Source organism: Micromonospora sp. NPDC049060, assembly GCF_040649055.1.
GTDB lineage: Bacteria > Actinomycetota > Actinomycetes > Mycobacteriales > Micromonosporaceae > Micromonospora > Micromonospora reichwaldensis.
This window is the reverse complement of record NZ_JBEZEV010000010.1, coordinates 12,836-36,648: the sequence shown is the minus strand read 5'-3', so window position 1 is coordinate 36,648 and position 23,813 is coordinate 12,836. Positions and strand designations below refer to the sequence as shown.

18 protein-coding genes are annotated in these 23,813 nt (G+C 75.0%); 15 read left to right on the top strand and 3 right to left on the bottom strand.

Going from position 1 to position 23,813, the window contains the following annotated elements:
* Positions 1-8 precede the first annotated feature (8 nt).
* Complete coding sequence (locus tag AB0B83_RS06920) at positions 9-4,583, bottom strand: ATP-dependent helicase (protein ID WP_357577422.1); 4,575 nt, start codon at positions 4,581-4,583, stop codon at positions 9-11.
* A gap of 178 nt (positions 4,584-4,761) precedes the next feature.
* On the opposite strand from AB0B83_RS06920, the gene AB0B83_RS06915 reads away from it, so the two are divergent.
* The 11 genes from AB0B83_RS06915 (at position 4,762) to AB0B83_RS06865 (ending at position 16,909) form a co-directional block, all read left to right on the top strand.
* Positions 4,762-5,163 (top strand): hypothetical protein, encoded by a 402-nt coding sequence (locus AB0B83_RS06915; RefSeq protein WP_357577363.1) that lies wholly within the window; start codon positions 4,762-4,764, stop codon positions 5,161-5,163.
* A 256-nt stretch (positions 5,164-5,419) separates the two neighbouring features.
* The gene (locus AB0B83_RS06910; RefSeq protein ID WP_357577362.1) at positions 5,420-8,254 is read left to right on the top strand and encodes a Na+/H+ antiporter subunit A; all 2,835 of its coding nucleotides are present in this window, start codon (positions 5,420-5,422) and stop codon (positions 8,252-8,254) included.
* A complete protein-coding gene (locus AB0B83_RS06905) occupies positions 8,251-8,730 on the top strand; it encodes a Na(+)/H(+) antiporter subunit C (protein WP_357577361.1) in 480 nt (159 codons plus the stop codon). The genes AB0B83_RS06910 and AB0B83_RS06905 overlap by 4 nt, the downstream gene beginning before the upstream one ends.
* A 25-nt stretch (positions 8,731-8,755) precedes the next feature.
* Complete coding sequence (locus AB0B83_RS06900) at positions 8,756-10,261, top strand: Na+/H+ antiporter subunit D (RefSeq protein ID WP_357577360.1); 1,506 nt, start codon at positions 8,756-8,758, stop codon at positions 10,259-10,261.
* Positions 10,258-10,839 carry a Na+/H+ antiporter subunit E gene (locus tag AB0B83_RS06895; RefSeq protein ID WP_357577359.1) on the top strand — a complete coding sequence of 194 codons (582 nt, stop codon included), beginning with the start codon at positions 10,258-10,260 and terminating at the stop codon, positions 10,837-10,839. The genes AB0B83_RS06900 and AB0B83_RS06895 overlap by 4 nt, the downstream gene beginning before the upstream one ends.
* Positions 10,836-11,105 (top strand): monovalent cation/H+ antiporter complex subunit F, encoded by a 270-nt coding sequence (locus AB0B83_RS06890; protein ID WP_357577358.1) that lies wholly within the window; start codon positions 10,836-10,838, stop codon positions 11,103-11,105. Before AB0B83_RS06895 ends, AB0B83_RS06890 begins: the two co-directional genes overlap by 4 nt.
* Positions 11,105-11,470 (top strand): monovalent cation/H(+) antiporter subunit G, encoded by a 366-nt coding sequence (gene mnhG, locus AB0B83_RS06885; protein ID WP_357577357.1) that lies wholly within the window; start codon positions 11,105-11,107, stop codon positions 11,468-11,470. The genes AB0B83_RS06890 and mnhG overlap by 1 nt, the downstream gene beginning before the upstream one ends.
* 186 nt (positions 11,471-11,656) lie before the next feature.
* Positions 11,657-13,216, top strand: a complete 1,560-nt coding sequence (locus tag AB0B83_RS06880) for a M20/M25/M40 family metallo-hydrolase (RefSeq protein WP_357577356.1) — start codon at positions 11,657-11,659, stop codon at positions 13,214-13,216.
* Between the two features lie 192 nt (positions 13,217-13,408).
* Positions 13,409-14,758 (top strand): hemolysin family protein, encoded by a 1,350-nt coding sequence (locus AB0B83_RS06875; protein WP_357577355.1) that lies wholly within the window; start codon positions 13,409-13,411, stop codon positions 14,756-14,758.
* Complete coding sequence (locus AB0B83_RS06870; RefSeq protein WP_357577354.1) at positions 14,755-15,819, top strand: hemolysin family protein; 1,065 nt, start codon at positions 14,755-14,757, stop codon at positions 15,817-15,819. The genes AB0B83_RS06875 and AB0B83_RS06870 overlap by 4 nt, the downstream gene beginning before the upstream one ends.
* A gap of 163 nt (positions 15,820-15,982) precedes the next feature.
* The gene (locus AB0B83_RS06865; protein ID WP_357577353.1) at positions 15,983-16,909 is read left to right on the top strand and encodes a sporulation protein; all 927 of its coding nucleotides are present in this window, start codon (positions 15,983-15,985) and stop codon (positions 16,907-16,909) included.
* An 88-nt stretch (positions 16,910-16,997) separates the two neighbouring features.
* On the opposite strand, the gene leuE is transcribed toward AB0B83_RS06865, so the two are convergent.
* Together leuE and AB0B83_RS06855 are read right to left on the bottom strand one after the other, a co-directional pair.
* Positions 16,998-17,666, bottom strand: coding sequence for a leucine efflux protein LeuE (gene leuE, locus AB0B83_RS06860; protein ID WP_357577352.1), 669 nt, complete (start codon positions 17,664-17,666; stop codon positions 16,998-17,000).
* Positions 17,663-18,907 (bottom strand): bifunctional pyridoxamine 5'-phosphate oxidase family protein/GNAT family N-acetyltransferase, encoded by a 1,245-nt coding sequence (locus AB0B83_RS06855; protein ID WP_357577351.1) that lies wholly within the window; start codon positions 18,905-18,907, stop codon positions 17,663-17,665. Before AB0B83_RS06855 ends, leuE begins: the two co-directional genes overlap by 4 nt.
* Before the next feature lie 34 nt (positions 18,908-18,941).
* Here AB0B83_RS06855 and AB0B83_RS06850 point away from each other — a divergent pair, with 34 nt between their 5' ends.
* The 4 genes from AB0B83_RS06850 (at position 18,942) to AB0B83_RS06835 (ending at position 23,810) form a co-directional block, all read left to right on the top strand.
* Complete coding sequence (locus AB0B83_RS06850; RefSeq protein ID WP_357577350.1) at positions 18,942-20,282, top strand: aminotransferase class I/II-fold pyridoxal phosphate-dependent enzyme; 1,341 nt, start codon at positions 18,942-18,944, stop codon at positions 20,280-20,282.
* Between the two features lie 148 nt (positions 20,283-20,430).
* The gene (locus AB0B83_RS06845) at positions 20,431-21,135 is read left to right on the top strand and encodes a UdgX family uracil-DNA binding protein (RefSeq protein WP_357577349.1); all 705 of its coding nucleotides are present in this window, start codon (positions 20,431-20,433) and stop codon (positions 21,133-21,135) included.
* Between the two features lie 146 nt (positions 21,136-21,281).
* A complete protein-coding gene (locus AB0B83_RS06840) occupies positions 21,282-22,424 on the top strand; it encodes an acyl-CoA dehydrogenase family protein (protein ID WP_357577348.1) in 1,143 nt (380 codons plus the stop codon).
* A 78-nt stretch (positions 22,425-22,502) separates the two neighbouring features.
* Positions 22,503-23,810 carry an MFS transporter gene (locus tag AB0B83_RS06835; RefSeq protein WP_357577347.1) on the top strand — a complete coding sequence of 436 codons (1,308 nt, stop codon included), beginning with the start codon at positions 22,503-22,505 and terminating at the stop codon, positions 23,808-23,810.
* Positions 23,811-23,813 lie beyond the last annotated feature (3 nt).

Genomic DNA, 23,813 nt, shown 5'->3' with positions numbered 1-23,813 from the left:
GGTGCGGGTCAGCCGCGCAGGCGCAGGCCGCGCGGGGTGGCCCGGAAGCCGGCGGCGGTGAGGGCGTCGCGCAGCGGCGAGGAGCGCACCGCCTCGCCGTCGGCCCGCTCCACCGACATCGCGCCCAACGCGCCGGAGTGGACCGCGTCGGCGAGCGCCTTCCCGGCCGCCGTCAGCAGCTCGGTGTCGTCGGTGAAGGAGAGGATCGTCCGCCCGCCGCGTTCGACGTAGAGCACCAGGTCGCCGGCGACCAGCACCACCACGGCGCCGGCCTTGCGCCCCGCCCGGTGCCCGGTCGCCGGGGCCGTCCCGTCGCCCGAGTCGACCACCCGCTCCGGCCAGGACAGCGCCGCACCGTACGGGTTGGCCGGATCCGTCGCGGCGAGCACCAACGTGGGCCCGCCACGCCCCCGCCCGCCGTCGGTCGGCTCGGCCAGCGCCCGGATCCGGTCCACCGCCCCCGGCACCGCGAACTGCGCGGCGCCCAGCCCCTCGACGAAGTAGCCCCGCCGGGCCGCGCCGCGCTCCTCGAGCGCGGAGAGCACCGGATAGACCGCGGCGAAACCGCCGGTCACCTGCTCGGCCATGACCGCGCCCCGGGTCACCACGCCGTGCCGTTCGAGCAGCACGTCGGCCAGGGCCGCGGCGCGCCGGGTCGCGTCGGTGTCGCGCTCCGGCAGGCGGGACCAGCGGCCGGCCACGGTCGGCGGGCCGCCGCGCGTCGGCAGGGCCACCCGCCCGGGGCGCCGGTAACGCGTGCGCGGCGTGGTGGCACGGGACCGGTGCGCCCCACCGCCGCCGAGCGTCGCGCGCAGCGGCGCCAGGGTGTCGTTGGTGAGGTGACCGGCCCACACCAGGTCCCAGACGACGGCGGTCAGCGCGGCGTCGTCGGTCGAGCCGACCCGGTCGGACAGCGACCGGAAGAACAGCGCCTGCCCGTCGCCGAGCGCGTCCAGCACCGCGTCGTGCAGCGGGGTGCGGGTGAGCGCCTCGTCGGGCGGGGGGAGCAGCAGCGGCGCGACGTCCGCGTAGGCCAGGGTGACCCAGCCGTCCCCGCCGGAGATCGCCCCGGAGCCGGCCCAGAGCACCTCGCCGCTGGCGCAGAGCTCGTCGAGCTGGGCGGGGGAGTAGTCGGCGACCCGGCCGGGCAGCACCAGCCGTTCCAGGGCCGACGCCGGCACGGCCGCGCCCTGCAACTGCTCCACGGCGGCGGACAGCGCCTCCACCCCCCGCGCGGACGAGCCGACCTGCTGCCAGCGGGGCAGGAACGCGGCCAGCGCGCGGGGCGGCACCGGCTCGATCTCCCGGCGCAGCGCGGCCAGGGACCGGCGGCGCAGCAGCCGCAGCACCTCCGCGTCGCACCACTGGCTGCCGGCCGTGTCGGGGGTGAACTCGCCGGCGACCACCCGACCGGTGGCGGTGAGCCGGCGCAGCGTCTGCTCGATCACGAAGACGCCGAGCCCGAAGCGGGCCGCGCAGGTGGCGGCGGCGAACGGCCCGTGCGTACGCGCGTAGCGGGCGACCAGGTCGCCGAGCGGATCGGCCACCGGGGCGAGGTAGGCCTCGGCCACCCCGACGGGCAGGGCCACGCCGAGGGCGTCGCGCAGCCGCGCCGCGTCCTCGACGCCGACCCAGCGCTCCTCGCCGGCGACGCGCACCCGCAGCACCCGGCGGGCCGCCGCCAGCTCGGTCAGCCACGCGGGGGAGGCGCCCCGCTCGGCCAGCTCCGCCTCCGACAGGTCGCCGACCACGCGGAGCAGCTCGACCACGTCCTCCGCGTCGCGCGGGCGGCGCTGCTCGGTCAGCCAGCGCAGCTGCCGCTCGGTCTCGGCCAGCACCGCCGGATCGAGCAGCTCCCGCAGGTCGACCCGGCCGAGCAGCTCGCCGAGCAGGGTCGAGTCCAGCGCCAGCGCGGCGGCCCGGCGCTCGGCCAACGGCGCGTCGCCCTCGTAGAGGAAGGCGCCGACGTAGCCGAAGAGCAGCGACCGGGCGAACGGCGACGGCTGGGCGGTCTCCACCTCGACCAGGCGCACCTTGCGGGCGGCCAGGTCGCGCATCAACTCGGCCAGCGCGGGCTGGTCGAAGACGTCCTGGAGGCACTCCCGGGCGGCCTCCAGGGTGACCGGGAAGTCGGCGTACTCGCGGGCGACGTCGAGCAGCTGGGCGGCGCGTTGCCGCTGCTGCCACAGCGGCTGGCGGCGGCGCGGGTCGCGGCGGGGCAGCAGCAGCGACCGGGCGGCGCACTCGCGGAAACGGGACGCGAAGAGCGCGGACGTGCCGACCGACTCCTCGACGAGCTGGGCGATCTCCTCGGGCTCGAAGACCACCACGTCGGCGCCGGGTGGCTCCTCCGCCGTGTCCGGCAGGCGGACCACGATGCCGTCGTCGGACGGCATCACCTGGGCGTCCACGCCGTAGCGCTCGGCGAGCCGGCGGCCGATGGCCAGCGCCCACGGCCCGTTGACCCGGGCGCCGAGCACGCTGTGCACGGCCAGCCGCCAGTCGCCCAGCTCGTCGCGGAACCGCTCGACCACGACGGTGCGGTCGTCGGGCAGGGACCGGGTGGCGGCGCGCTGCTCGCGCAGGTAGGCCATCAGGTTGCCCGCGGCCCAGTCGTCCAGGCCGCCGGCCCGCAGCGCGGCGACCGCCGTCTCGTCGTCCTGCCGCAGCAGGGCGCGCACCCGGGCGCCGATGGCCCGGCCCAGCTCGACGGGGCGGCCGAGCTGGTCGCCCTTCCAGAACGGCATCTTCGCCGCCTGCCCGGGGGCCGGGGAGACCAGCACCCGGTCGGGGGTGATCTCCTCGATCCGCCAGGACGACGAGCCGAGCAGGAAGACGTCGCCGACGCGGGACTCGTAGACCATCTCCTCGTCCAGCTCGCCGACCCGGGCGGCCCGCTCGGCCCCCGCCAGGAAGACGCCGAAGAGGCCCCGGTCGGGGATCGTGCCGCCGCTGGTCACCGCGAGCCGCTGCGCGCCGGGCCGGCCGGTGAGCGTGTCGGTGGCGCGGTCCCAGACCAGCCGGGGCCGCAGCTCGGCGAACGCGGTGGACGGGTAGCGGCCGGAGAGCATGTCGAGCACGGCGTGCAGCGCCGAGTCGGGCAGCTCGGCGAAGGGCGCCGCCCGGCGTACGAGCACGGCCAGGTCACCGACGCGCCACGGCTCCAGCGCCACCATGGCGACGATCTGCTGGGCCAGCACGTCGAGCGGGTTGCGCGGGTGGTGCAGCTCCTCGATGGCGCCCTCGGCCATCCGCTCGGCCACCACGGTGCACGAGAGCAGGTCGCCCCGGTGCTTGGGGAAGACCACCCCCCGGGAGACCGCGCCGACCTGGTGCCCGGCCCGGCCCACCCGTTGCAGGCCGGCGGCCACGCTGGGCGGCGCCTCGATCTGCACCACCAGGTCGACGGCGCCCATGTCGATGCCCAGCTCCAGGCTGGAGGTGGCCACCACGGCGGGCAGCTGGCCGGACTTGAGCGCCTCCTCGATGTGCTTGCGCTCCTCCCGGGAGACGCTGCCGTGGTGGGCGCGGGCGATCACCGCCGCCGCGCCGGCCGCCGCGCCGGCCTGCGCCATCAGCTCCGCCGGCGTGCGGCCGACGCGCACCGGCCCTTCGGGGCCGCCCCACTCCTGTGCGCCGCGCGGCGACGGCGGGGGCCCGCCGGCCAGCTCCTCGCCGGCCAGCTCGTTGAGCCGGGCGCAGAGGCGCTCGGCGGAACGCCGGGAATTGGTGAAGACGATGGTCGAGCGGTGTGCCCTGACCAGGGAGAAGACGCGTTCCTCGACCGCCGGCCAGATGGACGCCCGGCGCGCGCCGAGGCCGCCGAGGTCGTCCTCCGGCGGCTCCTGCTCGTCGAGGCGGGTCATGTCCTCCACCGGCACCTGGACGCTGACCTCGATCGTCTTGGCGGTGGGCGGCGCGACGACGTCGACGGGGCGGGCGCCGCCGAGGAAACGGGCGCACGCGTCGACGGGCCGGACGGTGGCGGAGAGGCCGATCCGCTGCGCCGGGGCCGGCAGCAGCTCGTCGAGGCGCTCCAGGGAGAGCGCGAGGTGGGCGCCGCGTTTGGTGCCGGCGACCGCGTGCACCTCGTCGAGGATCACCGTCTCGACGCCGCGCAGGGAGTCGCGGGCGGCGGAGGTGAGCAGCAGGAACAGCGACTCGGGTGTGGTGATGAGGATGTCCGGCGGGGTGCGGGCGAAGGCCCGCCGCTCGTCGGCGGGGGTGTCGCCGGTGCGCATCCCCACGGTGATCTCCGGCGGGGCGACGCCGAGCCGGGTGGCGGCCTGGCGGATGCCCGTGAGGGGGGTGCGCAGGTTGCGCTCGACGTCGACCGCGAGCGCCTTGAGCGGGCTGACGTAGAGCACCCGGCACCGCTGCCGGGGGTCGGCCGGGGCGGGCTCGCGGGCGAGCCGGTCGAGCGACCAGAGGAACGCGGCCAGCGTCTTGCCCGAGCCGGTGGGGGCCACCACCAGCGCGCTGCGCCCGGCGGAGACGGAGCCCCAGGCGCCGGTCTGGGCGGCGGTGGGCGCGGCGAAGGCGGCACCGAACCACTCCCGGGTGGCCGCGCCGAAACCCGCCATCGCATCCGTCACGCCATCCATCCTGCCCCGGCGGTGTGACATCGAGGTTCTGGGCGGAGGGCCATTGCCCCGCTCCGGCTCATACGCGATGTTTGCGCGTTCAATCCGTTAAGTCTTACTTAACTGCTTGCTTGTGCCCCACAACATAAAGTAACTTCACCCGGAGCATCGGCCCGGGGTGGAGGAGATCGGATTGACCGTCGAGCAGCGGAGCTTCGAGCCCGGCACCGACGTGCTCATCCGCAAGGTCGACAGTCACCTCGCTGCCGTCCGCACCGGGCTGTCCGGCCCGGAGCTGGAGCTGGCCGAGCGGCTCGCCGCCGCGCTGCGGGAGCTGGTCGTCTCCACCGCGCAGGCCAGCGCGGCCGACCGGGGGCAGGTCCGCGCCGCGGTGCACTACTTCGTGCTGCGTCGGGAGAGCCGGGGCCGGTTGCTGCCGGTGCGCTCCCTCGCCGCCGCCCAACGGGTGGTCAACAAGGTCGTGGTCCAGCTCGGCCGCCCCGACCTGCTGGTGGAGCCCCGGCGCGAGCGCCCCGCCCGGGAGCCCGTCGCCCCCACCGCCGACGTCGCCGTGGGCTGACGGCCGCCCCTCCGCCCTCCCCCGTCCGCCCTCCCGCCTCCGCCCCGGCCAGCTCCCCGCCTGCGCCCGGCCGCCCCTGCCGTGTCGCCCCTCGGCTGACGGCTGGCCGACCGTCTCGGCCGGTTACCCGCACGCGGGCGACAACGGGACGAATTCCCGCAAAACCGCCCGCCGGGCGACGATCTGGCGTCTGATCGCACCTAGGTGCCCGTCCCACCTCCGGCGCGCGCCGCAGCCACCTCGACCGGGAGCGCGGGTGCTCGTACTGCTGATCCTCCACTTCGTGGCGGCCCTCGTCGCGCCGCTGCTCGTCCGGTGGTGGGGTCCCCGCGCCTGCTACCCGCTGGCGCTGGCGCCGGCGGCGGCGTTCGGCTGGGCGCTGGCCCGCACGCCCGCCGTCCACGACGGCGGCGCGGTGGTCGAGACGTACCCGTGGATCGGCCAGCTCGGCGTCGACCTGGCGCTGCGGCTGACCACCCTGTCCTGGCTGATGACCCTGCTCGTCGGTGGCGTCGGCGCGCTGGTCCTGGTCTACAGCGCCTACTACTTCGGCCGGGAGTCCGCCGGCATGGCCCGGTTCGCGGCCGTGCTGGTGGCCTTCGCGGGGGCGATGCTCGGCCTGGTCCTCGCCGACGACCTGCTGCTGCTCTACGTCTGCTGGGAACTCACCACGATCTTCTCGTACCTGCTGATCGGGCACAGCACGGAGCGGCGCTCCAGCCGGTGGGCGGCGGCGCAGGCGCTGACCGTGACCACGTTCGGCGGGCTGGCGATGCTTGTGGGGTTCATCATGCTCGGCGGGCACGCCGGCACCTACCGCTGGTCGGAGATCGTCGCCGCCCCGCTGCCGGGCGGGGCGTACCTCGTCGGGGCGGTCGTGCTGATCCTCGTCGGGGCACTGTCCAAGTCGGCGGTGCTGCCGTTCAGCTCGTGGCTGCCGGTGGCGATGGCGGCGCCGACGCCGGTGAGCGCGTACCTGCACGCCGCCGCGATGGTGAAGGCCGGCGTCTACCTGATCGCGCTGCTCGCCCCGGTGCTGGCGAGCGCCGGCCCGTGGCGGCCGGTGGTCGTGGTCGCCGGCCTGGCCACCATGCTGACCGGGGGCTGGGCGGCGCTGCGGCAGACCGACCTGAAGCTGCTGCTGGCGTACGGCACGGTCAGCCAGCTCGGCCTGATCGCGGTGGCCGTCGGGGCCGGCACCCCCGACACCGCGCTCGCCGGGGTGGCGATGCTGCTGGCGCACGCCCTGTTCAAGGCGCCGCTCTTCCTCGTCGTCGGCATCATCGACCACGGCACCGGCACCCGCGACCTGCGGGAGCTGTCCGGGCTGGGGCGCCGGGCGCCGCTGCTCGTCGCCGTGACGGTGCTCGCCGCCGCCTCGATGGCCGGGCTGCCGCCGCTGGTCGGCTTCGTCGCCAAGGAGGCCGTGCTGGCCGCGTTCACCGACCGGCCCGCCGTCGTCGCCGTGCTGGTGGTGGGCACCGCGCTCACCGTCGCCTACAGCGCCCGCTTCGTCTGGGGCGCGTTCGCCACCCGGCCGGGCGTGGAACCGGCCGTGCTCGGGCGGATCCCCGCGTCGATGCTCGCCCCGCCGGCCCTGCTGGCCGCCGTCGGGCTGGCCGCCGGCCCGGCCGCCGGGATCCTCGACGGCCTGCTCCGCCCGTACGCCGAGTCGTTCGGCGTCGTCGGCAAGGACCTGGCGCTCTGGCACGGCCTCAGCCCCGCGCTCGGCCTCTCCGCGCTGGCCGTGGCCGGTGGCGCGGCGCTGTTCGCGCTGCGCGGCCCGCTCGCCCCGGTGCTGGCCCGGCTGCACGTCCCGGTCAGCGGCAACCAGGGGTACGAGTGGTTCATCCGCCGCTTCGACCGGCTGGCCATGAGGGTCACCGGCGCGACCCAGCGGGGCTCGCTGCCGCAGTACCTCGGCGTCATCCTGGTCGTGTTCGTCCTGGTGCCCGGCGGGGCGATGCTGGCCACCCGACCGTGGCGGGAACGGATCGCCCTCTGGGACAGCCCGTTGCAGGTCGTGGTGGTGGCGGTGGTGACCGTCGCGGCGGTGCTGGCGGTGGGCGCCCGCCGGCGGCTGACGGCGATGCTGCTGGTGGGCATGACGGGCTACGGCACGGCGATGCTCTTCGTGGTCTACGGCGCGCCGGACCTGGCACTGACCCAGTTCCTCGTCGAGACCGCCACCATCGCGGTGTTCGTGCTGGTGCTGCGCCGGCTGCCGGAGCGGTTCTCGGCCCGCCCGAGACGTCTGAAGTGGGCGCGTCGGACGATCGGGCTGGTGGTCGGCGTGGTGGTCGGCGGGCTGGCCCTGACCGCCGCCTCGGCCCGGCGGGCGCCCACCATCTCCGCCGAGTTCCCGGACCTGGCCGTCACCCACGGCTACGGCCGCAACGTGGTCAACGTGACCCTGGTCGACATCCGGGCCTGGGACACGATGGGCGAGCTGTCGGTGCTGGTGGTGGCCGCGACCGGCGTGGCCAGCCTGGTCTTCCAGCGGTCCCGGACCGGGCCCCGCCCGCGCCGCCCGGAGCGGCCGGACCGGGTGCAGCGGCCGGGGCACCGGGTCTGGCTGCGCGGCGGGTCGACCCTGCACGAGCGGCAGCGTTCGATCGTGCTCGAGGTGGTGACCCGCCTGGTCTTCCACACGGTGGTGGTCTTCTCCCTGTTCCTGCTCTTCGCCGGCCACAACGCGCCGGGCGGCGGCTTCGCCGGCGGCCTGGTGGCGAGCCTGGCGCTGGCCGTGCGCTACCTGGCCGGCGGCCGCTACGAGCTGGCCGAGGCCGCCCCGGTCGGCGCCGGCACGGTGCTCGGCGCCGGCCTCTTCGTCTCGATCGGCACCGGCGCCGTCGCCCTGTTCGCGGGCGGCACGGTGCTCGAGAGCGCCCGGATCAACCTGTGGCTGCCGGTGATCGGGGACTTCTACCTGGTCACGTCCCTCTTCTTCGACGTGGGCGTCTACCTGGTCGTGGTCGGGCTGGTGCTGGACATCCTGCGCAGCCTCGGCGCCGAGGTGGACCGGCACATCGAGGCGGCCGGCGAGTCCGGGGGCGGCCTGCGGGTCGACGGGCAGGGGGAGCGGGCGTGAGGACGGCCGGCGCGGGGCCGACCCTGGTGCTGGTCGTCGCCGCCGGGGTGCTGGTCGGCTGCGGGGTCACCCTGCTGCTGGAGCGCAGCCTGACCCGGATCCTGCTCGGCGTCATCCTGCTCGGCAACGGGGTGAACACGCTCATCCTGCTCGGCGGGCGCTCGGGTGCCGCCCCGGTGGTCGGCACGGCGCCCGCCGGTACGTTGAGCGACGCGCTGCCGCAGGCCATGATCCTCACCGCCATCGTGATCACCTTCGGACTGACCGCGTTCCTGCTGGCGGTGAGCTACCGCAGCTGGTACCTCACCGGCGACGACGAGGTCCCCGACGACATCGAGGACCGGCAGATCAGGCATGCGGTCGAGCGCAGCGAACTGGCCGCCGCCGACCTCGGCGGCGAGGGCCCGGACGCCGACCCCGAGCAGGTCGACCCGGAGCCGCCGCGCCGGCTCCGCCGCGGGGACGGCCCCGGATGACCGGGTACGCGGGAGGGGGCGCCCGATGAGCTGGCTCGTGCCGCTGCCCGTGGTGGTGCCGCTGCTGGGCGCGGCGCTGACCCTGCTGCTGGCCCGGTGGCCCGGGGCGCAACGGGTCGTCAGCGTGGCCTGCCTGACCGCCACGCTGGCGGTGGCGGCGGTGCTGCTGGTGCAGGCGTACCGGCACGGGCCGGTGGTGGTCCAGGTCGGCGGGTGGCCGGCGCCGGTGGGCATCGTGCTGGTCGCGGACCAGCTCGCCGCGCTGATGCTTGTGGTCTCGTCGGCGGTGACCCTGTGCGTGCTGCTCTACTCCGTCGGCCAGGGGCAGGGGGACTTCGGCGAGACCGTCCCGGTGACCATCTACCACCCCACCTACCTGGTGCTGACCGCCGGCGTGACCAACGCGTTCCTCGCCGGGGACCTGTTCAACCTCTTCGTCGGCTTCGAGATCCTGCTGGCCGCGAGCTTCGTGCTGATCACCCTCGGCGGCACCGAGACCCGGATCCGCACCGGCTCGACGTACGTGGTGGTCAGCATCCTCTCCTCGATGATCTTCCTAGCCTCGGTGGGCCTCGTGTACGCGGCCACCGGCACGCTGAACATGGCCCAGTTGGCGCACCGGCTGGACGCGCTGCCCGGCGGCGTACGGCTGACCCTTGAGCTGATGCTGCTGCTCGCCTTCGGGGTCAAGGCGGCGGTCTTCCCGCTCTCGGCCTGGTTGCCGGACAGCTACCCGACGGCGCCGGCCCCCGTCACGGCGGTCTTCGCCGGCCTGCTCACCAAGGTCGGCGTGTACGCGATCATCCGCACCGAGACGCTGCTCTTTCCCGGTGGCCACGTCTCCGGGCTGCTGATGGTGGTGGCCGGGCTGACCATGGTGGTCGGCATCCTCGGCGCGGTCGCCCAGTCCGACCTGAAGCGGCTCTTCTCGTTCACCCTGGTCAGCCACATCGGCTACATGATCTTCGGAGTGGGGCTGAGCACCGTCGCCGGGCTCTCCGGCGCGATCTTCTACGTGGTGCACCACATCACCATCCAGACCACGCTGTTCCTGGTCGCCGGCCTCGTCGAGGAGCGGGCCGGCAGCACGGACCTGCGCCGCATCGGCGGGCTGGCCCGGGCGGCCCCGCTGCTCGGCGTCCTCTTCTTCGTCCCCGCCATGAACCTCGCCGGGATTCCGCCCTTCTCCGGGTTCCTCGGCAAGCTCGGCCTGCTCCAGGCCGGCGTCGCGGCCGGCGAGCCGCTGCCCGGCGTGCTGGTCGCGGCGGGGACGGTGACGAGCCTGCTCACCCTCTACGTGGCCTCGCGGGTGTGGAACATCGCCTTCTGGCGCGCCCCCCGGCTGGCCACCACCGAGCCGGTCGTCCACCTGCCCGCGCTGATGGTCGGCGCGACGATCGCGCTGGTCGGGCTGGGGCTGGCGCTTACCGTCGTCGCCGGGCCGCTGTTCGACGTCACCGCCGACGCGGCGGTCGACCTGCGCGAGCGCACCCCGTACATCCGTTCCGTGCTGCCGGTCGGTGTCCCGTGACCCCGGCCTCCGGGACGCCGCCGCGCGGGCGGGGGCGGCGGCGCGACCGGTTGATCGCCTTCGGCTGGCTGGTGCTGGTCTGGAGCCTGCTCTGGGGGGACTTCTCGTGGGGCAACCTCGCGGGCGGGACGCTGGTGGCCGGCGCCGTGCTGCTGTTCTTCCCGCTGCCGCCGGTGAGCTTCGGCGGCCGGCTGCGCCTGGGGCCGCTGGTCGTCTTCGCGGTGCGCTTCGTCGGCGAACTGGTCAGCGCCAGCGCGCACGTCGCCCGGGTCGCGGTCCAGCCCGGCTACCGGCCCCGGGGGGCGATCATCGCGGTCCGCCTGCGGGTGCGTACCGACCTGAACCTGGCGCTCACCGCCGAGGCGATCTCGCTGGTGCCGGGCACGCTGATCGTCGAGGTGGACCGGGACGTCGGAGTCCTCTACGTGCACGTGTTCGACACCCACGGCCCGCAGGACCTGCGCGGCAGCCGGCAACGGATCCTCGCCGTCGAGCGGCGGATCGTCCGCGCGGTCGGCTCCGACGCCGAGGTGCGCCGGGTCAGCGCCGATCCCGTCGAGAGGGGACCCGAACCGTGATCACGTTCCTCGCCGCCACCCTCACCGTCCTGTTCTCGGTGACCGCGCTGCTGGCCCTGATCCGGCTCTACCGGGGGCCGTCGCTGATCGACCGGGTGGTCGCGGCCGACATGCTGCTCGCCACGATGGTCGGCGCGGTCGGCGCGGAGGCCGCGGTGAACCACCACGCCACCACCCTGCCGGTGCTGGTGGCGCTGTCCATGCTCGGTTTCGTCGGGTCGGTGTCGCTGGTCCGCTTCGCCGTGCGCGAGGACGGGGAGGCCTGATGTGGGGCACGCTGGCCGACTGGCTGGGCGGCGGCTGCCTGGTGGCAGGCGCCCTGCTGAGCCTCGCCGCCGGGATCGGGGTGCTGCGCTTCCCGGGCACCCTGGACCGGATGCACGCCGCGACCAAGCCGCAGGTGCTCGGGGCGCTGCTCCTGCTGCTCGGCATGGCGCTGCGCCTGCGTGCCCCGGCCGACCTGGGCATGGTGGCGCTGGTCGGGATCTTCCAACTGGCCACCGCCCCCGTGGCGGCCCAGATGATCGGCCGGGCCGCGTACCGGGCCGGCCGGGTCGAGCCGGGCCTGCTCGACGCCGACGAGCTCGCGTCCGCCGATCGCCGTACGGGTGGCGGGGGCGACCCGTCCTGACCCGCGGCCTGCGGCCGATCGCATCCGAGGCGTCCCAATTCGGGGACTGCGGCGATTCGGTGTCTTGCGTCTTGCCGGGGGGCGTGCCCCGCTGCACGCTTTCGCAGTGATGGCCGTCGATCGATGGCCGTCCGCCGGTCACCGCCCACCCCGCGGGACCGGACCACCCCCCACCCCGGAGGACCAATGAGACCCCGCACCCCCCGCTCCGCCTGGCTGGCCGCGCTGGCCGTGGCGGCGGCGACGGTCGTGACCGCCTCCTCGGCGACCGCCGCGCCCACCGCCACCGTCCCCGCCGCCGCGCCCGTGGCGCTCGCCGCGGCCCCGGACGTCCCGCTGGCCAACGTGAAGGCGCACCTGTCCCAGTTCCAGTCCATCGCCACCGCCAACGGCGGGAACCGGGCGCACGGCCGCCCCGGCTACCTGGCCTCGGTCAACTACGTCAAGGGCCAGCTCGACGCGGCCGGGTTCACCACAGTCGTGCAGTCGTTCAGCTACGGCGGGGCCACCGGCTACAACCTGATCGCCGACTGGCCCGGCGGAGACCCGAACCAGGTGGTGATGACCGGGGCACACCTGGACAGCGTCACCGCCGGTCCGGGCATCAACGACAACGGCTCCGGCTCGGCCGCGATCCTGGAGACCGCGCTCGCCGTGGCCCGCAGCGGCTTCACCCCCACCCGGCACCTGCGCTTCGGCTGGTGGGGCGCCGAGGAGCTGGGGCTGCGCGGCTCCCAGTACTACGTGAACAACCTGCCGTCGACCGAGCGCACCAAGATCAAGCAGTACCTCAACTTCGACATGGTCGGCTCACCCAACGCCGGCTACTTCGTCTACGACGGCGACAACTCCGACGGGGTCGGCTCCGGCCCCGGCCCGGCCGGCTCCGCGCAGATCGAGCAGACCATCCAGGCGTACTTCAGCTCGATCGGCGTGCCCACCCGGGGCACCGACTTCGACGGCCGCAGCGACTACGGGCCGTTCATCAGCGTCGGCATCCCGGCCGGCGGCACCTTCACCGGGGCCGAGGGCACCAAGTCCAGCACCCACGCCTCGCTCTGGGGCGGTACGGCGGGCCAGGCGTTCGACCCGTGCTACCACCGCTCCTGCGACACCACCGCCAACATCAACGACACCGCGCTGGACCGCAACGCCGACGCGATCGCGTACACGGTGTGGGCGCTGGCCGGCACCGGCACCCCGCCGGGGACCACCGTCTTCAGCGACACCTTCGAGACCGCCACCGGGTGGACCGCCAACCCGGCCGGCACGGACACCGCCACCCTCGGCCGGTGGGAGCGCGGCGACCCCGCGGCCACCAGCTCCGGCGTCGCCACCCAGCTCGGCACGACCGTCAGCGGCAGCTACGACCTGGTCACCGGGCCGCTCGCCGGCAGCAGCGCCGGGGCGTACGACCTCGACGGCGGGGTGAGCACCATCCAGTCGCCGGCCATCACGCTGCCGTCGACCGGCACGCTGAACCTCTCGTTCTCCTGGTACCTGGCCCACCTGAACAACGCCAGCAGCGCCGACTACCTGCGCGTACGGGTCGTCGGCAGCGGCACCGTCACCGCGCTGAACGCCACCGGGGCCGCGACCGACCGGGCGGCGGCCTGGCAGAGCGCCACCGCCGACGTCTCGGCCCTGCGGGGACAGACCGTACGAATCGTGATCGACGCGGCCGACGCCAGCGGCGCCAGCCTCGTGGAGGCGGCCGTGGACGACGTGAAGATCACCCAGAGCTGACGCCGGGCAGGCCCCCCGACGTCCCCGCGCCGCGGACGTCGGGGGGCTTCGGCACACCCTCAGCGGATATCCAGCCGATCCCGATAAAATGGGCCGCATGATCGACTCTTCTGCCCAGGAGGGCAGCAGTAGCCAGCCGGGTCGTGCCCGGCATATCCCGACCCCGACGACCCCGGGAGCCCTGAGCGACCCGTGTTGATCGTCGTTGGTCTTCTACTCATCATCGTTCTCACCGTCGCCACGGGTTACTTCGTGGCCCAGGAGTTCGGCTACGTCGCCGTGGACCGGGGCCGGCTCAAGCAGCTGGCCGACGACGGCGACAAGGCCGCCGCCCGGGCGCTCGAGGTGACCGCGAGGCTGTCGTTCATGCTCTCCGGCGCGCAGCTCGGCATCACCGTCACCGCCCTGCTGGTCGGTTACGTCGCCGAGCCGTTCCTCGGTGCCGGGCTGGCCGAGCTGCTCGGGCTCGCCGGCGTCTCCACGGCCGTCACGCTGCCGCTCTCCGTCGTCCTGGCCCTGGTCATCGCCACCGTGGTGCAGATGGTCCTCGGCGAGCTGGCCCCGAAGAACCTCGCCATCGCCCGGCCCGAGCCCCTCGCGAAGGCCCTGAGCAGCTCCACCCTGATCTACCTCAAGGTCGCCGGTCCGCTGATCAAGCTCTTCGACCGGGCCGCGGTCCGGCTGCTGCGCAGCGTCGGCATCGAGCCGATCGAGGAGCTGCCCAGCGGCGCCACCCCGCAGGACCTGGAACAGATCATCGCCGAGTCCCGCCAGGAGGGGCACCTCACCGACGAGATGTCCACGCTGCTCGACCGGGGGCTCGACTTCCGGGGGCTGACCGCGGGCGAGGTCATGGTGCCCCGCGTCGACGTGCACACCGTACGCGCGCACGAGCCGCTCAGCCGGGTGGTCGAGCTGCTCGACACCGGCAAGTCCCGCTTCCCCGTACGCGGCACCGAGGGCGTCGACGACCTCGTCGGCGTCGTCGGCATCGCCGACGTGCTCGGCGTACCCCCGGAGCGGCGCGCGAGCACCCCGGTCAGCGCGGTCGCCGGCCCCCCGCTCCTGGTGCCGGAGACCCTGCCGCTGCCGACGGTGCTGGACCGGCTGCGCTCCGGCCACCGGCAGCTCGCCTGCGTGGTCGACGAGTACGGCGGCTTCGCCGGCGTGATCACGCTGGAGGACATCGCCGAGGAACTCGTCGGCCCGATCCGGGACGAGGACGACCCGCCGGAGCGCGCCCCGGCCCGCCAGGAGGACGGCTCCTGGGTGGTGCCGGCCCGCTGGCGCATCGACGAGGTGGCCGACAGCACCGGCATCTCGCTGCCCGAGGCACCGGAGTACGACACGCTCTCCGGCCTGGTCATGCGGGAGCTGGGGCGGGTCCCCGAGGTCGGTGACCGGCTGGAGATCAGCCTGCCGGCCGACGGCGAGGACGGCGCGGAGGAACCGCGCGCCCTGGTCGAGGTGCTGGCCGTCGACAGGCACGTGGCCGACTCGGTCCGACTGCGGATCGCCGAGCCCGGGGAGGTGTCCGCATGAGCCCCGGCATCGCACTCTTCACGTCGGTGATCCTGCTGGCGTTGAACGGCTTCTTCGTGGCCGCCGAGTTCGCCCTGGTGGCCAGCAAGCGTTACCGGCTGGAGCACGCGGCCGCCGGAGGCGGCCGGGCCGCCCGGGCCGCGCTCGACGGCGTACGCGAGCTGTCCCTGATGCTCGCCGGCGCGCAGCTCGGCATCACGCTCTGCACCCTGGGGCTCGGTGCGCTCGCCGAGCCGGCGATCGAGCACCTGCTGAGCCCGCTGCTGCACGCGGTCGGGCTGCCGACCGCCGCGAGCCACGTGATCGCGCTGATCTTCGCGCTCAGCGTCGTCACCTTCCTGCACCTGGTGGTCGGGGAGATGGCGCCGAAGTCCTGGGCGATCACCCACCCGGAGCGCTCGGCGGTGCTGCTGGCGCTGCCGTTCCGCGCCTTCGCGCGGGTCGCCCGCCCGGTGCTGTCGGTGATGAACGCCCTGGCCAACGCGATGCTGCGGCTGGTCAAGGTCAACCCGCAGGACCAGCTCGCCCAAGTGCACGGCCCGGACGAGCTGCGCATGCTGCTGGAGCAGTCGCGCGAGCACGGGCTGCTGGGCGCGGAGCAGCACCAGATGCTGACCAGCATGCTGGAGTTGCAGGGCACCACGGTGGCCCAGGTGATGGAGCCGTTCGACCAGATGGTGACGGTGCGCCGGGACGAGGGCGCCGACCGGATCGAGCAGGTCAGCCGGGACAGCGGCCGGTCGCGGCTGGCCGTGCTGGACGCCAACGGCGACGTCTGCGGCCTGGTCCACGTCCGGGAGGCGGTGCGGGCCACCACCACGGGGCGCGCGGTCACCGCCGGCGACCTGATGACCAACGCCCTCACCCTGCCGGCCTCGGCGTCGGTGAGCGACGCCGTGGCGGAGATGCGCGCCCGGCAGTCCCAGCTCGCGCTGGTGCGCAACGGGGGCGGGCCGACCCGGCCGGTCGGGTTCGTCGCGCTGGAGGACCTCCTGGAGGAGGTCATCGGCGAGTTCGACGACGAGACCGACCCGGTGCCGCGCGGTCGACGCATGAGATGAAACCGGATAGGTGGCCGCTCTTCGTCGAAGTCGGGGCGGCCACCCGCCGGGTCGGCGACGATGGGGGTGGCCCCACCCGCCGGGGCGGCGACGCCAGGGGTGACCCCACGCGCGGGGTCGGCGGCCGTGGGTGGCCGGGCCGGCCCAGTCGTGGGGGAGTGCCGTGCGGTTGACGGGGGTGTCACCCGAGTCCGGCGGGACCGGGCTGTCGGTGCGCACGGCCCTGGCCAACCCGAGCACCCGTCCCGGGCTGCGGCTGCCAGGGCGGGTCACCGTCGTCGCCGGCTCCACCGACGTACCCGTCCTGCACGTCCGGCTCGGCCTGGTCACCACGGCCGAACCGGACGACCCGGAGGCGCCCCGTCGCCTGGTGCAGTTCCACCAGGCCACGGTGGCCGGCGCCTTCGTGCTGCGCGCCGGGCGGGGCCGCTCGATCCCGTTCGAGTTCCCGCTGCCGTGGGAGACCCCCGTGACCGTCTTCGGCGGGGTGCCCCTGCTCAGCCTGCGGATGGGGCTGCGTACGGAGGTGGCTGTCGAGCCGGCGCTCGACCAGGGCGCGATGGTGCCGGTCTTCGTGCACCCGCTGCCCACCCAGGCGCACGTCCTGGCGGCCCTCGACACGCTCGGCTTCAGCATGCGCCAGGCCGGCCTGGTCGACAACCGGCTGCCGGGGGTGGCGCAGACCCTGCCGCTGCACCAGCGGCTGGGCTACTGGGTGGCACCGCTCTACGCCGGGCCGATCACCGAGCTGGAGCTGATCTTCATCGCCGACCCGGCCGGCCTGGAGGTGATCCTCTGGCTGGACCGGCGGCTCGCCCTGGCCGGGATCACCCACCAGAGCATCAGCCGGTTCCGGGTCTGGCACACCGGCGCCGAGCAGCGGGACTGGGTCGCGACCGTGGACGCCTGGCTGCGCGCGGCGATCAACCGGCACGCTGCCGCCGCCGCGCACGCCGACTGGTCCGCGACCCTCTCCGGGTCGGCGCACGTCAGCCGCCCGCCGGACGAGCCGATCCACCCCGGCTTCGGCCTGGGCGGCACGGCCGGCGGAGCCGGCGTCGGCGGCTCCGGCGGCGGCGACGGCACCTGACCCGGAGCGGGACGGCGAGCACCGCCCCGGCAGGGTCAGGCGGCGGCCGGCCCGGCAGGGCCAGGGACGTGCCGGCGGCCCCGCCGGGTCAGGCGCTGGCGGTGGCCAGCTTGAGGCTGAAGCCGAGGAAGAGCGCGGCGACGCCCGTGGTGGCGCCGACGGCCAGGCGGTGGCGCCGACGGAACTGGGCCGCCAGGAACGTGCCCGTGAAGATCAGCGCGGTCAGGTAGAGCGCGCTGGTGACCTGGGCGATCAGCCCGAGCAGCAGGAACGACAGCGCCGGCCAGGCGTAGCCCGGGTCCACGAACTGGATGAAGAACGAGACGAAGAAGAGGATCGCCTTCGGGTTGAGCAGGCTGATCACCAGCGCCTTGCGGAAGGGGCTGCGCAGCGCCGCCGGCTCCGCGGCGTCGATGAGCCGCGGGGTGGCCGGGTCGTTGCGCGTCCGCCAGCGCCGCCACGCCCCGCGCAGCATCGTCAACCCCACATAGCCGAGGTACGCGGCGCCGGCGTACTTGATCACCAGGAAGAGCGGCGGGTACGCCTGGACCAGCGACGCCACGCCGGCGGCGGAGAGGAACATGAGTATCCCGTCGCCGACGAAGACCCCGCCGGCCGCCCGGTAGCCGGTCGCCACGCCCCGCTGCGCGGCGGTGGAGAGCACGAAGAGGGAGTTGGGACCGGGCAGCAGAACGATCGCCACGGTGCCCAGCACGTACGTCCAGATGTCGGTGATGCCCAGCACGCCCGCCATCATGGGGCCACGGGTGCCGTCCGGCGAAGCCTTTCCCGGAGCGTGACCTGTGCGTTCGGCCACTCGTCGACGATCATCGAATACTGCACGGTGTCCCGCCAGGAGCCGTCCGGGCGGAGCCGGTGCCGGCGCAGCACCCCCTCGCGGGACGCGCCGAGGCGCTCGATGGCCCGCTGCGAGCGCTCGTTGCGGATGTCGGTGTGCCAGACCACCCGCTCCGCGCCCAGCTCCTCGAAGGCGCGGGTGAGCAGCAGCAGCTTCGCCTCGGTGTTGATCGCGGTGCGCCACCAGGGCCGGCCCAGGTAGGTGTAGCCGATCGCCACGGCCCGGCGCTCCGGTTCCACCTCGTAGAAGGAGGTGGTGCCGACCACCGCGCCGGTCACCGCGCAGCGCTGCGCCCAGGGCACCCGCTCGCCCCGCCGGTGGGCGGCTAGCGCGGTGGCGATCCCGTCGGCGGTGCCGGCGGCGTCGGCCGGCTGCGGGCTGCCCAGGTGCCGCCAGACCTCCGGGTCGGCGGTCGCGGCGTGCAGCTCGTCGGCGTGCGCGAGGTCGAGCGGTTCCAGCAGCACGTGCTCGCCGCGCAGCACCGCCGGGTCGAGCCACGGCGAGGTCCGCTCCCGCAGGTACGCCGGCACCGGCACGGTCATCCCGGCGTCGGGCTCGGGCAGCCCGGCGGTCAGCCGCAGCGGCACCACGCCGGCCCAGTGCGGCAGGGCGAGGTCGGTCTCCTCGTCGCGTACGCCGCCGGTGCGGGCGCGCACCGACACCTCGCGCAACGGCAGGGCCAGCACGGCCGTCTCGGCCAGCTCCCGGCGCGACGGGGGTCGGCTGTCGGCGCTGCGCCCGGCGGCGGCCTTCTCCACCAGGGCGGTCAGCATCCGCAGCTTCTCCCGCTGGTCGGTGACCAGGCGGGCGGTGCCGTGGGCGACCACCGAGCGGTAGTTGGCGCTGTGGTGGAACTGCGAGCGGCCGTAGACGAGGCCGTCGAGCAGGGTGACGGCGACGCAGACCGGCAGCCCGTCGCCCCGGGCGGCGAGCAGTGGCCGGCTGCCGGTGGAGCCGTGCAGGTAGAGGGTGTCGCCGACGCGCACGTGCAGGGTGGGCAGCACCCGGGGCTCGCCGTCGACGGTGAACCCGAACGCGCAGTCGTACGCCTCGTCGAGGATCGCGTGCGCGGCGGCCTCGTCGTAGCTCATCCGGTCCCGGGAGCGGCTGGCGGTGGTCCGGTCGGTGGGTGCGTACATGGCTCGACCTTTGTTCTAGTACAATCCTTGATTTGTGTCAGCACGCTATCAGGTCGCCGGTACGACAGCCGCCGAGATTTCGGCCAGCATCGAATCGGGCATCCGCTCCGCCGCCCTCGCCCCGGGCGACGTCCTGCCCCCGGTGCGGGAGCTCGCCGCCCGGCTCGCGGTGAGCCCGGCCACGGCGGCCCGGGCCTACCAGGAGCTGCGCCAGCGCGGCCTGGTGGTCACCGCCGGCCGGCACGGCACCCGGGTCCGGCCCCGGCCGCCGGTGGCGTCCCGCCGCTCCGCGCTGCGCCCGCCGACCGCCCCCGGCCTGCGCGACCTCTCCCGGGGCGAGCCGGACGTGCGGCTGCTGCCGCCCCTCGGGGCGCACCTCGCCGGCCTCGCCGCCGCCGCGGGCGAACCGGTCGGCTACCCCGCGGCCGGGGTGCTGCCCGAACTGGCCGAGGCGGCCCGCGAACGGCTGGCCGCCGACGGCGTACCGGCGACGGAGCTGACCGTCACCGGCGGCGCGCTGGACGGCATCGAGCGGCTGCTCGGCGCGCACCTGCGCCCCGGCGACGCGGTCGCGGTCGAGGACCCGGGCTGGGCCAACCTGCTCGACCTGGTCGCCGCGCTCGGGCTGCGGCCGATCGGCGTGCCGGTCGACGACGACGGTCCGCTGGTCGCCGGGGTCGGCGCCGCGCTCGCCGCCGGCGCGCGGGCGCTGATCGTGACGAGCCGGGCCCAGAACCCCACCGGCGCGGCGGTCTCCGCCGAGCGGGCCGGGGAGCTGCGCGCCCTGCTCGCCGGCCGGTCCGACCTGCTGCTGATCGAGGACGACCACGCCGCCGAGCTGGCCCGCGTACCGCTGCACCCACTCGCCGGGGCGACCCCGGCGTGGGCCTTCGTCCGCTCGGTGAGCAAGCCGTTCGGGCCCGACCTGCGGCTGGCCGTGCTGGTCGGCGACGAGACCACGGTGGCCCGGGTGGCCGGCCGGGCCCGGGTCGGCGCCGGCTGGGTCTCCACCGTGCTGCAACGGCTCGTCCTGGCGCTCTGGCGGGACCCCGCCGTGGCCGGGCTGGTGGACCGGGCCGCCGGCAGCTACGAGCGGCGGCGCACGGGGCTGATCGACGCGCTCGCCGGCCACGGCCTGGTCGCCCACGGCCGCAGCGGCATCAACGTCTGGCTGCCGGTCGACGACGAGACCAGCGTGCTGACCGCGCTGCGCGACGCCGGCTGGGCGGTCGCGCCCGGCGCGCTGCACCGCATCGCCGGCCCGCCGGCGCTGCGGATCACCGTCAGCTCGCTGGACGAGGCGGAGATCCCGGAGCTGGCCGAGGCCGTGGCCCGGGCCGTCCGGCCCACCCCCACCCCCGGCTTCACGGCGTGAGCGGGGAGCCTGCCGTGACCCCGGACGGCCCGGGGTGGGCGACGCCGCGTCGGCACTCCGCCCACACCGTCCACTTTGTGCACACCGGCGTGTCCCGCCCGGCGGGTCCCCGCGCGTGTTCCCTCCCGCACCGGGTAGAACAGTCGCCATGGCCGAGCAGACCGAGACCGCGCCGGGCGCGCAGAAGTTCATCCCGCCGCGCGCCGACACCCTCGACGACCTGCGCGCCGCCGCCGCCGGTTGCCGGGGCTGCGAGCTCCACCGGGACGCGTCGCAGACGGTCTTCGGTCGCGGCGACGCCAGTGCCCGGGTGGTCTTCGTCGGCGAGCAGCCCGGCGACCTGGAGGACCAGAAGGGCCTGCCGTTCGTCGGCCCCGCCGGCCGGCTGCTGCGCAGGGCGGTCGACGACGCCCGGCTCGACCCCGGCCACATCTACCTCACCAACGCGGTGAAGCACTTCCGCTTCGAGCTGCGCGGCAGGCGACGCATCCACCAGACCCCGGACCGGGTGCACGTCACCGCCTGCCGACCCTGGCTGGTGGCCGAGTTCGCCCAGCTCCGCCCCGAGATCGTGGTGGTGCTCGGCGCCACCGCCGCAAAGGCCCTGCTCGGCCCGACGTTCCGGGTCACCCGCCAGCGCGGCGAGCTGCTGCCCTGGCCGGAGTCGGCCCAGCACCCGGAGGACTTCCGGCGGGTGCCGGTGGACTCCGCGGGCGGCGTCGCGGACGCCCCGCCGGCCCGGCTGCTGGCCACCATCCACCCGTCCGCCGTGCTGCGCGCCGACGACCAGGACAAGGCGTACGAGGGGCTGGTCGCCGACCTCACCGTGGCCGCCCGCGCCCTGTCGAGCTGACCGGCCGGGGCCCGCCGGCCGGCGGTCCGCCGCCCAAGAGAATCACGTCGATCTTGGACAGTTGCCGTTCGCCGCGAACGGCAACTGTCCAAGATTCGCCTGTGGCACCGACCGGCGGACGGGTGGGCGGTGCCACACTTGCCGCCATGGAGCAGCATCTCTACGAGCGTGACCACGAGGAGTTCCGCGAGCTGTGCCGCGAGTTCCTGACCCGCGAGGCGGTGCCCCACCACGAGCGCTGGGAGGCCGACGGCATCGTCGACCGCGAGGTGTGGCGCCGGGCCGGGGCGGCCGGCCTGCTGGGCATGGACGTCGACGCGGAGTACGGCGGCGGCGGGCAGCGGGACTTCCGGTTCAACGCCGTACTGGACGAGGAGATCGTCGCCAGCGGCTGCACGGGGCTCGGCTTCGGCCTGCACAACGACGTGGTGGCGCCGTACCTGACCGAGCTGACCACCGACGAGCAGCGCAAGCGCTGGCTGCCCGGGTTCTGCTCCGGCGACCTGGTCACCGCGATCGCGATGAGCGAGCCCGGCGCCGGCTCCGACCTGGCCGGGATCCGCACGAGCGCGGTCCGCGACGGCGACGGCTGGGTGCTCAACGGCCAGAAGACCTTCATCACCAACGGGGAGATGGCCGACCTGGTGGTCGTGGTCGTGCGTACCGCGCCGGAGCAGGGCGCGCACGGGGTGAGCCTGATCGCGGTGGAGAGCGGCACCCCCGGCTTCTCCCGGGGCCGGCGGCTGGCCAAGGTCGGGCTCAAGGCCAACGACACCGCCGAGCTGTTCTTCGACGACTGCCGGGTGCCGGCGGAGAACCTGATCGGCACCGAGAACCACGGCTTCTACCACCTGATGGCCAACCTGCCCCGGGAGCGGCTCAGCATCGCGGTCGTCGCGGTGGCCGCCGCCGAGCGACTGCTCGCCGTCACCCTCGACTACGCCCGCTCCCGGCAGGCGTTCGGCCGGCCGATCGGCGCGTTCCAGCACAACCGCTTCCTGCTGGCCGAGCTGGACACCGAGGTCACCATCGCCCGTACCTTCGTCAACCACTGCGTCGCGGAGTACGGCGCCGGCCGGCTCTCGGTCACCGACGCGGCCAAGGCGAAGTGGTGGACCACCGAGCTGCAGAACAAGGTCGCCGACCGCTGCGTGCAGCTGCACGGCGGCTACGGCTACATGCTGGAGTACCCGGTGGCGAAGGCGTGGCTGGACGGGCGGGTGCAGACGATCTACGGCGGCACCACCGAGATCATGAAGGAGATCATCGGCCGGGGCCTCGGGTTGTAGCGTCAACGGGTTGCCAGGTGGCGGGGCGGGTGCGCAAGGATGAGATGGCACCTCGCCCCTTACCTCGAAGGAGCCGCCATGGCCACCGACCTCGCCGCGCCGCTCGTCGCCGCCGACGTCGCGCCCATCCAGCGGCGTACCCTGCGGCTGCTCTTCGTCACCCAGATCGTCGGCGGGATCGGGGTGACCATCGGCGTCGCCGTCGGGGCGCTGCTCGCCTCCGACATCGCCGGCACCGCCGTCGCGGGCCTGGTCAGCAGTTCCGCCGTGGTGGGCGGGGCGTTGCTCGCCGTGCCGGTCACCCGGATCATGACCGTGCGTGGCCGGCGGCCCGGCCTGGTCGTCGCGTACCTCACCGGCGCGGCCGGCGGCGCCCTGGTGGTCCTCGCCGCGGTGACCCGCTGGGTCCCGCTGCTCTTCCTCGGCATGCTCCTGTTCGGCGGCGGCAGCGCGGCCAACCTCCAGGCCCGCTACACGGCGGTGGACCTGGCCGAGCCGGCGCGCCGGGGCCGCCAGCTCTCGCTGATCGTCTGGGCCACCACCATCGGCGCGGTCGCCGCGCCGAACTTCGCCTCTCTCGCCGACCGCACCACCAGCGGCTGGGGGCTGCCGACGCTGGCCGGTCCGTTCGCGTTCAGCGCCGTCGCGCTCGTGCTGGCCGCCGGGGCGATCCTGGCGCTGCTGCGGCCGGACCCGCTGCTCACGGCGCGCCGGCTGGCGGCGGCCGGCACCCCGGCGACCCCCGTCGTCGCGCCGGCGCCGACCGCCCGGCGCGGTGCGGGCATGCGGGCCGCCTGGGCGGTGGTACGCGCGCGGCCGGCCGCCCGGCTCGGCATCGTCGCGGTGGCGGTCGGCCACCTGGTCATGGTCGCGGTGATGGTGATGACCCCGGTGCGCCTGCACGAGTGGCACGACGACGCCGACGTGCTGCGGGTGGTCGGTCTCGTGCTGAGCCTGCACATCGCCGGCATGTACGCGCTCGCCCCGGTTGCGGGCTGGCTCACCGACCGGGTCGGTCGCCGGGCGGTGATCCTCGGCGGCGTCGGGTTGCTGCTCACGGCGTGCGCGGTCGCCGGCACGGCCGGGCACCACACGGCCTGGCTCTCGGTCGGGTTGTTCCTGCTCGGCCTGGGCTGGTCGGGGACCATGGTCGCGGGCTCGACGCTGCTGTCGGAGTCCGTGCCGGTGGGGATCCGGCCGAGCGTGCAGGGGCTCTCCGACCTGACCATGGGCCTGGCTGGCGCCGGTGCCGGGGCGGTCAGCGGGTTTGTCGTGGAGGCGGCCGGTTACCCGGTGCTCACCGGGCTCGCGGCGGTCGCGGTGGTGCCCCTGGTGACGCTAGCGTTGCGGCCGGTGCCGGTGGGGGCACCGGACGAGGAGGACTGATCA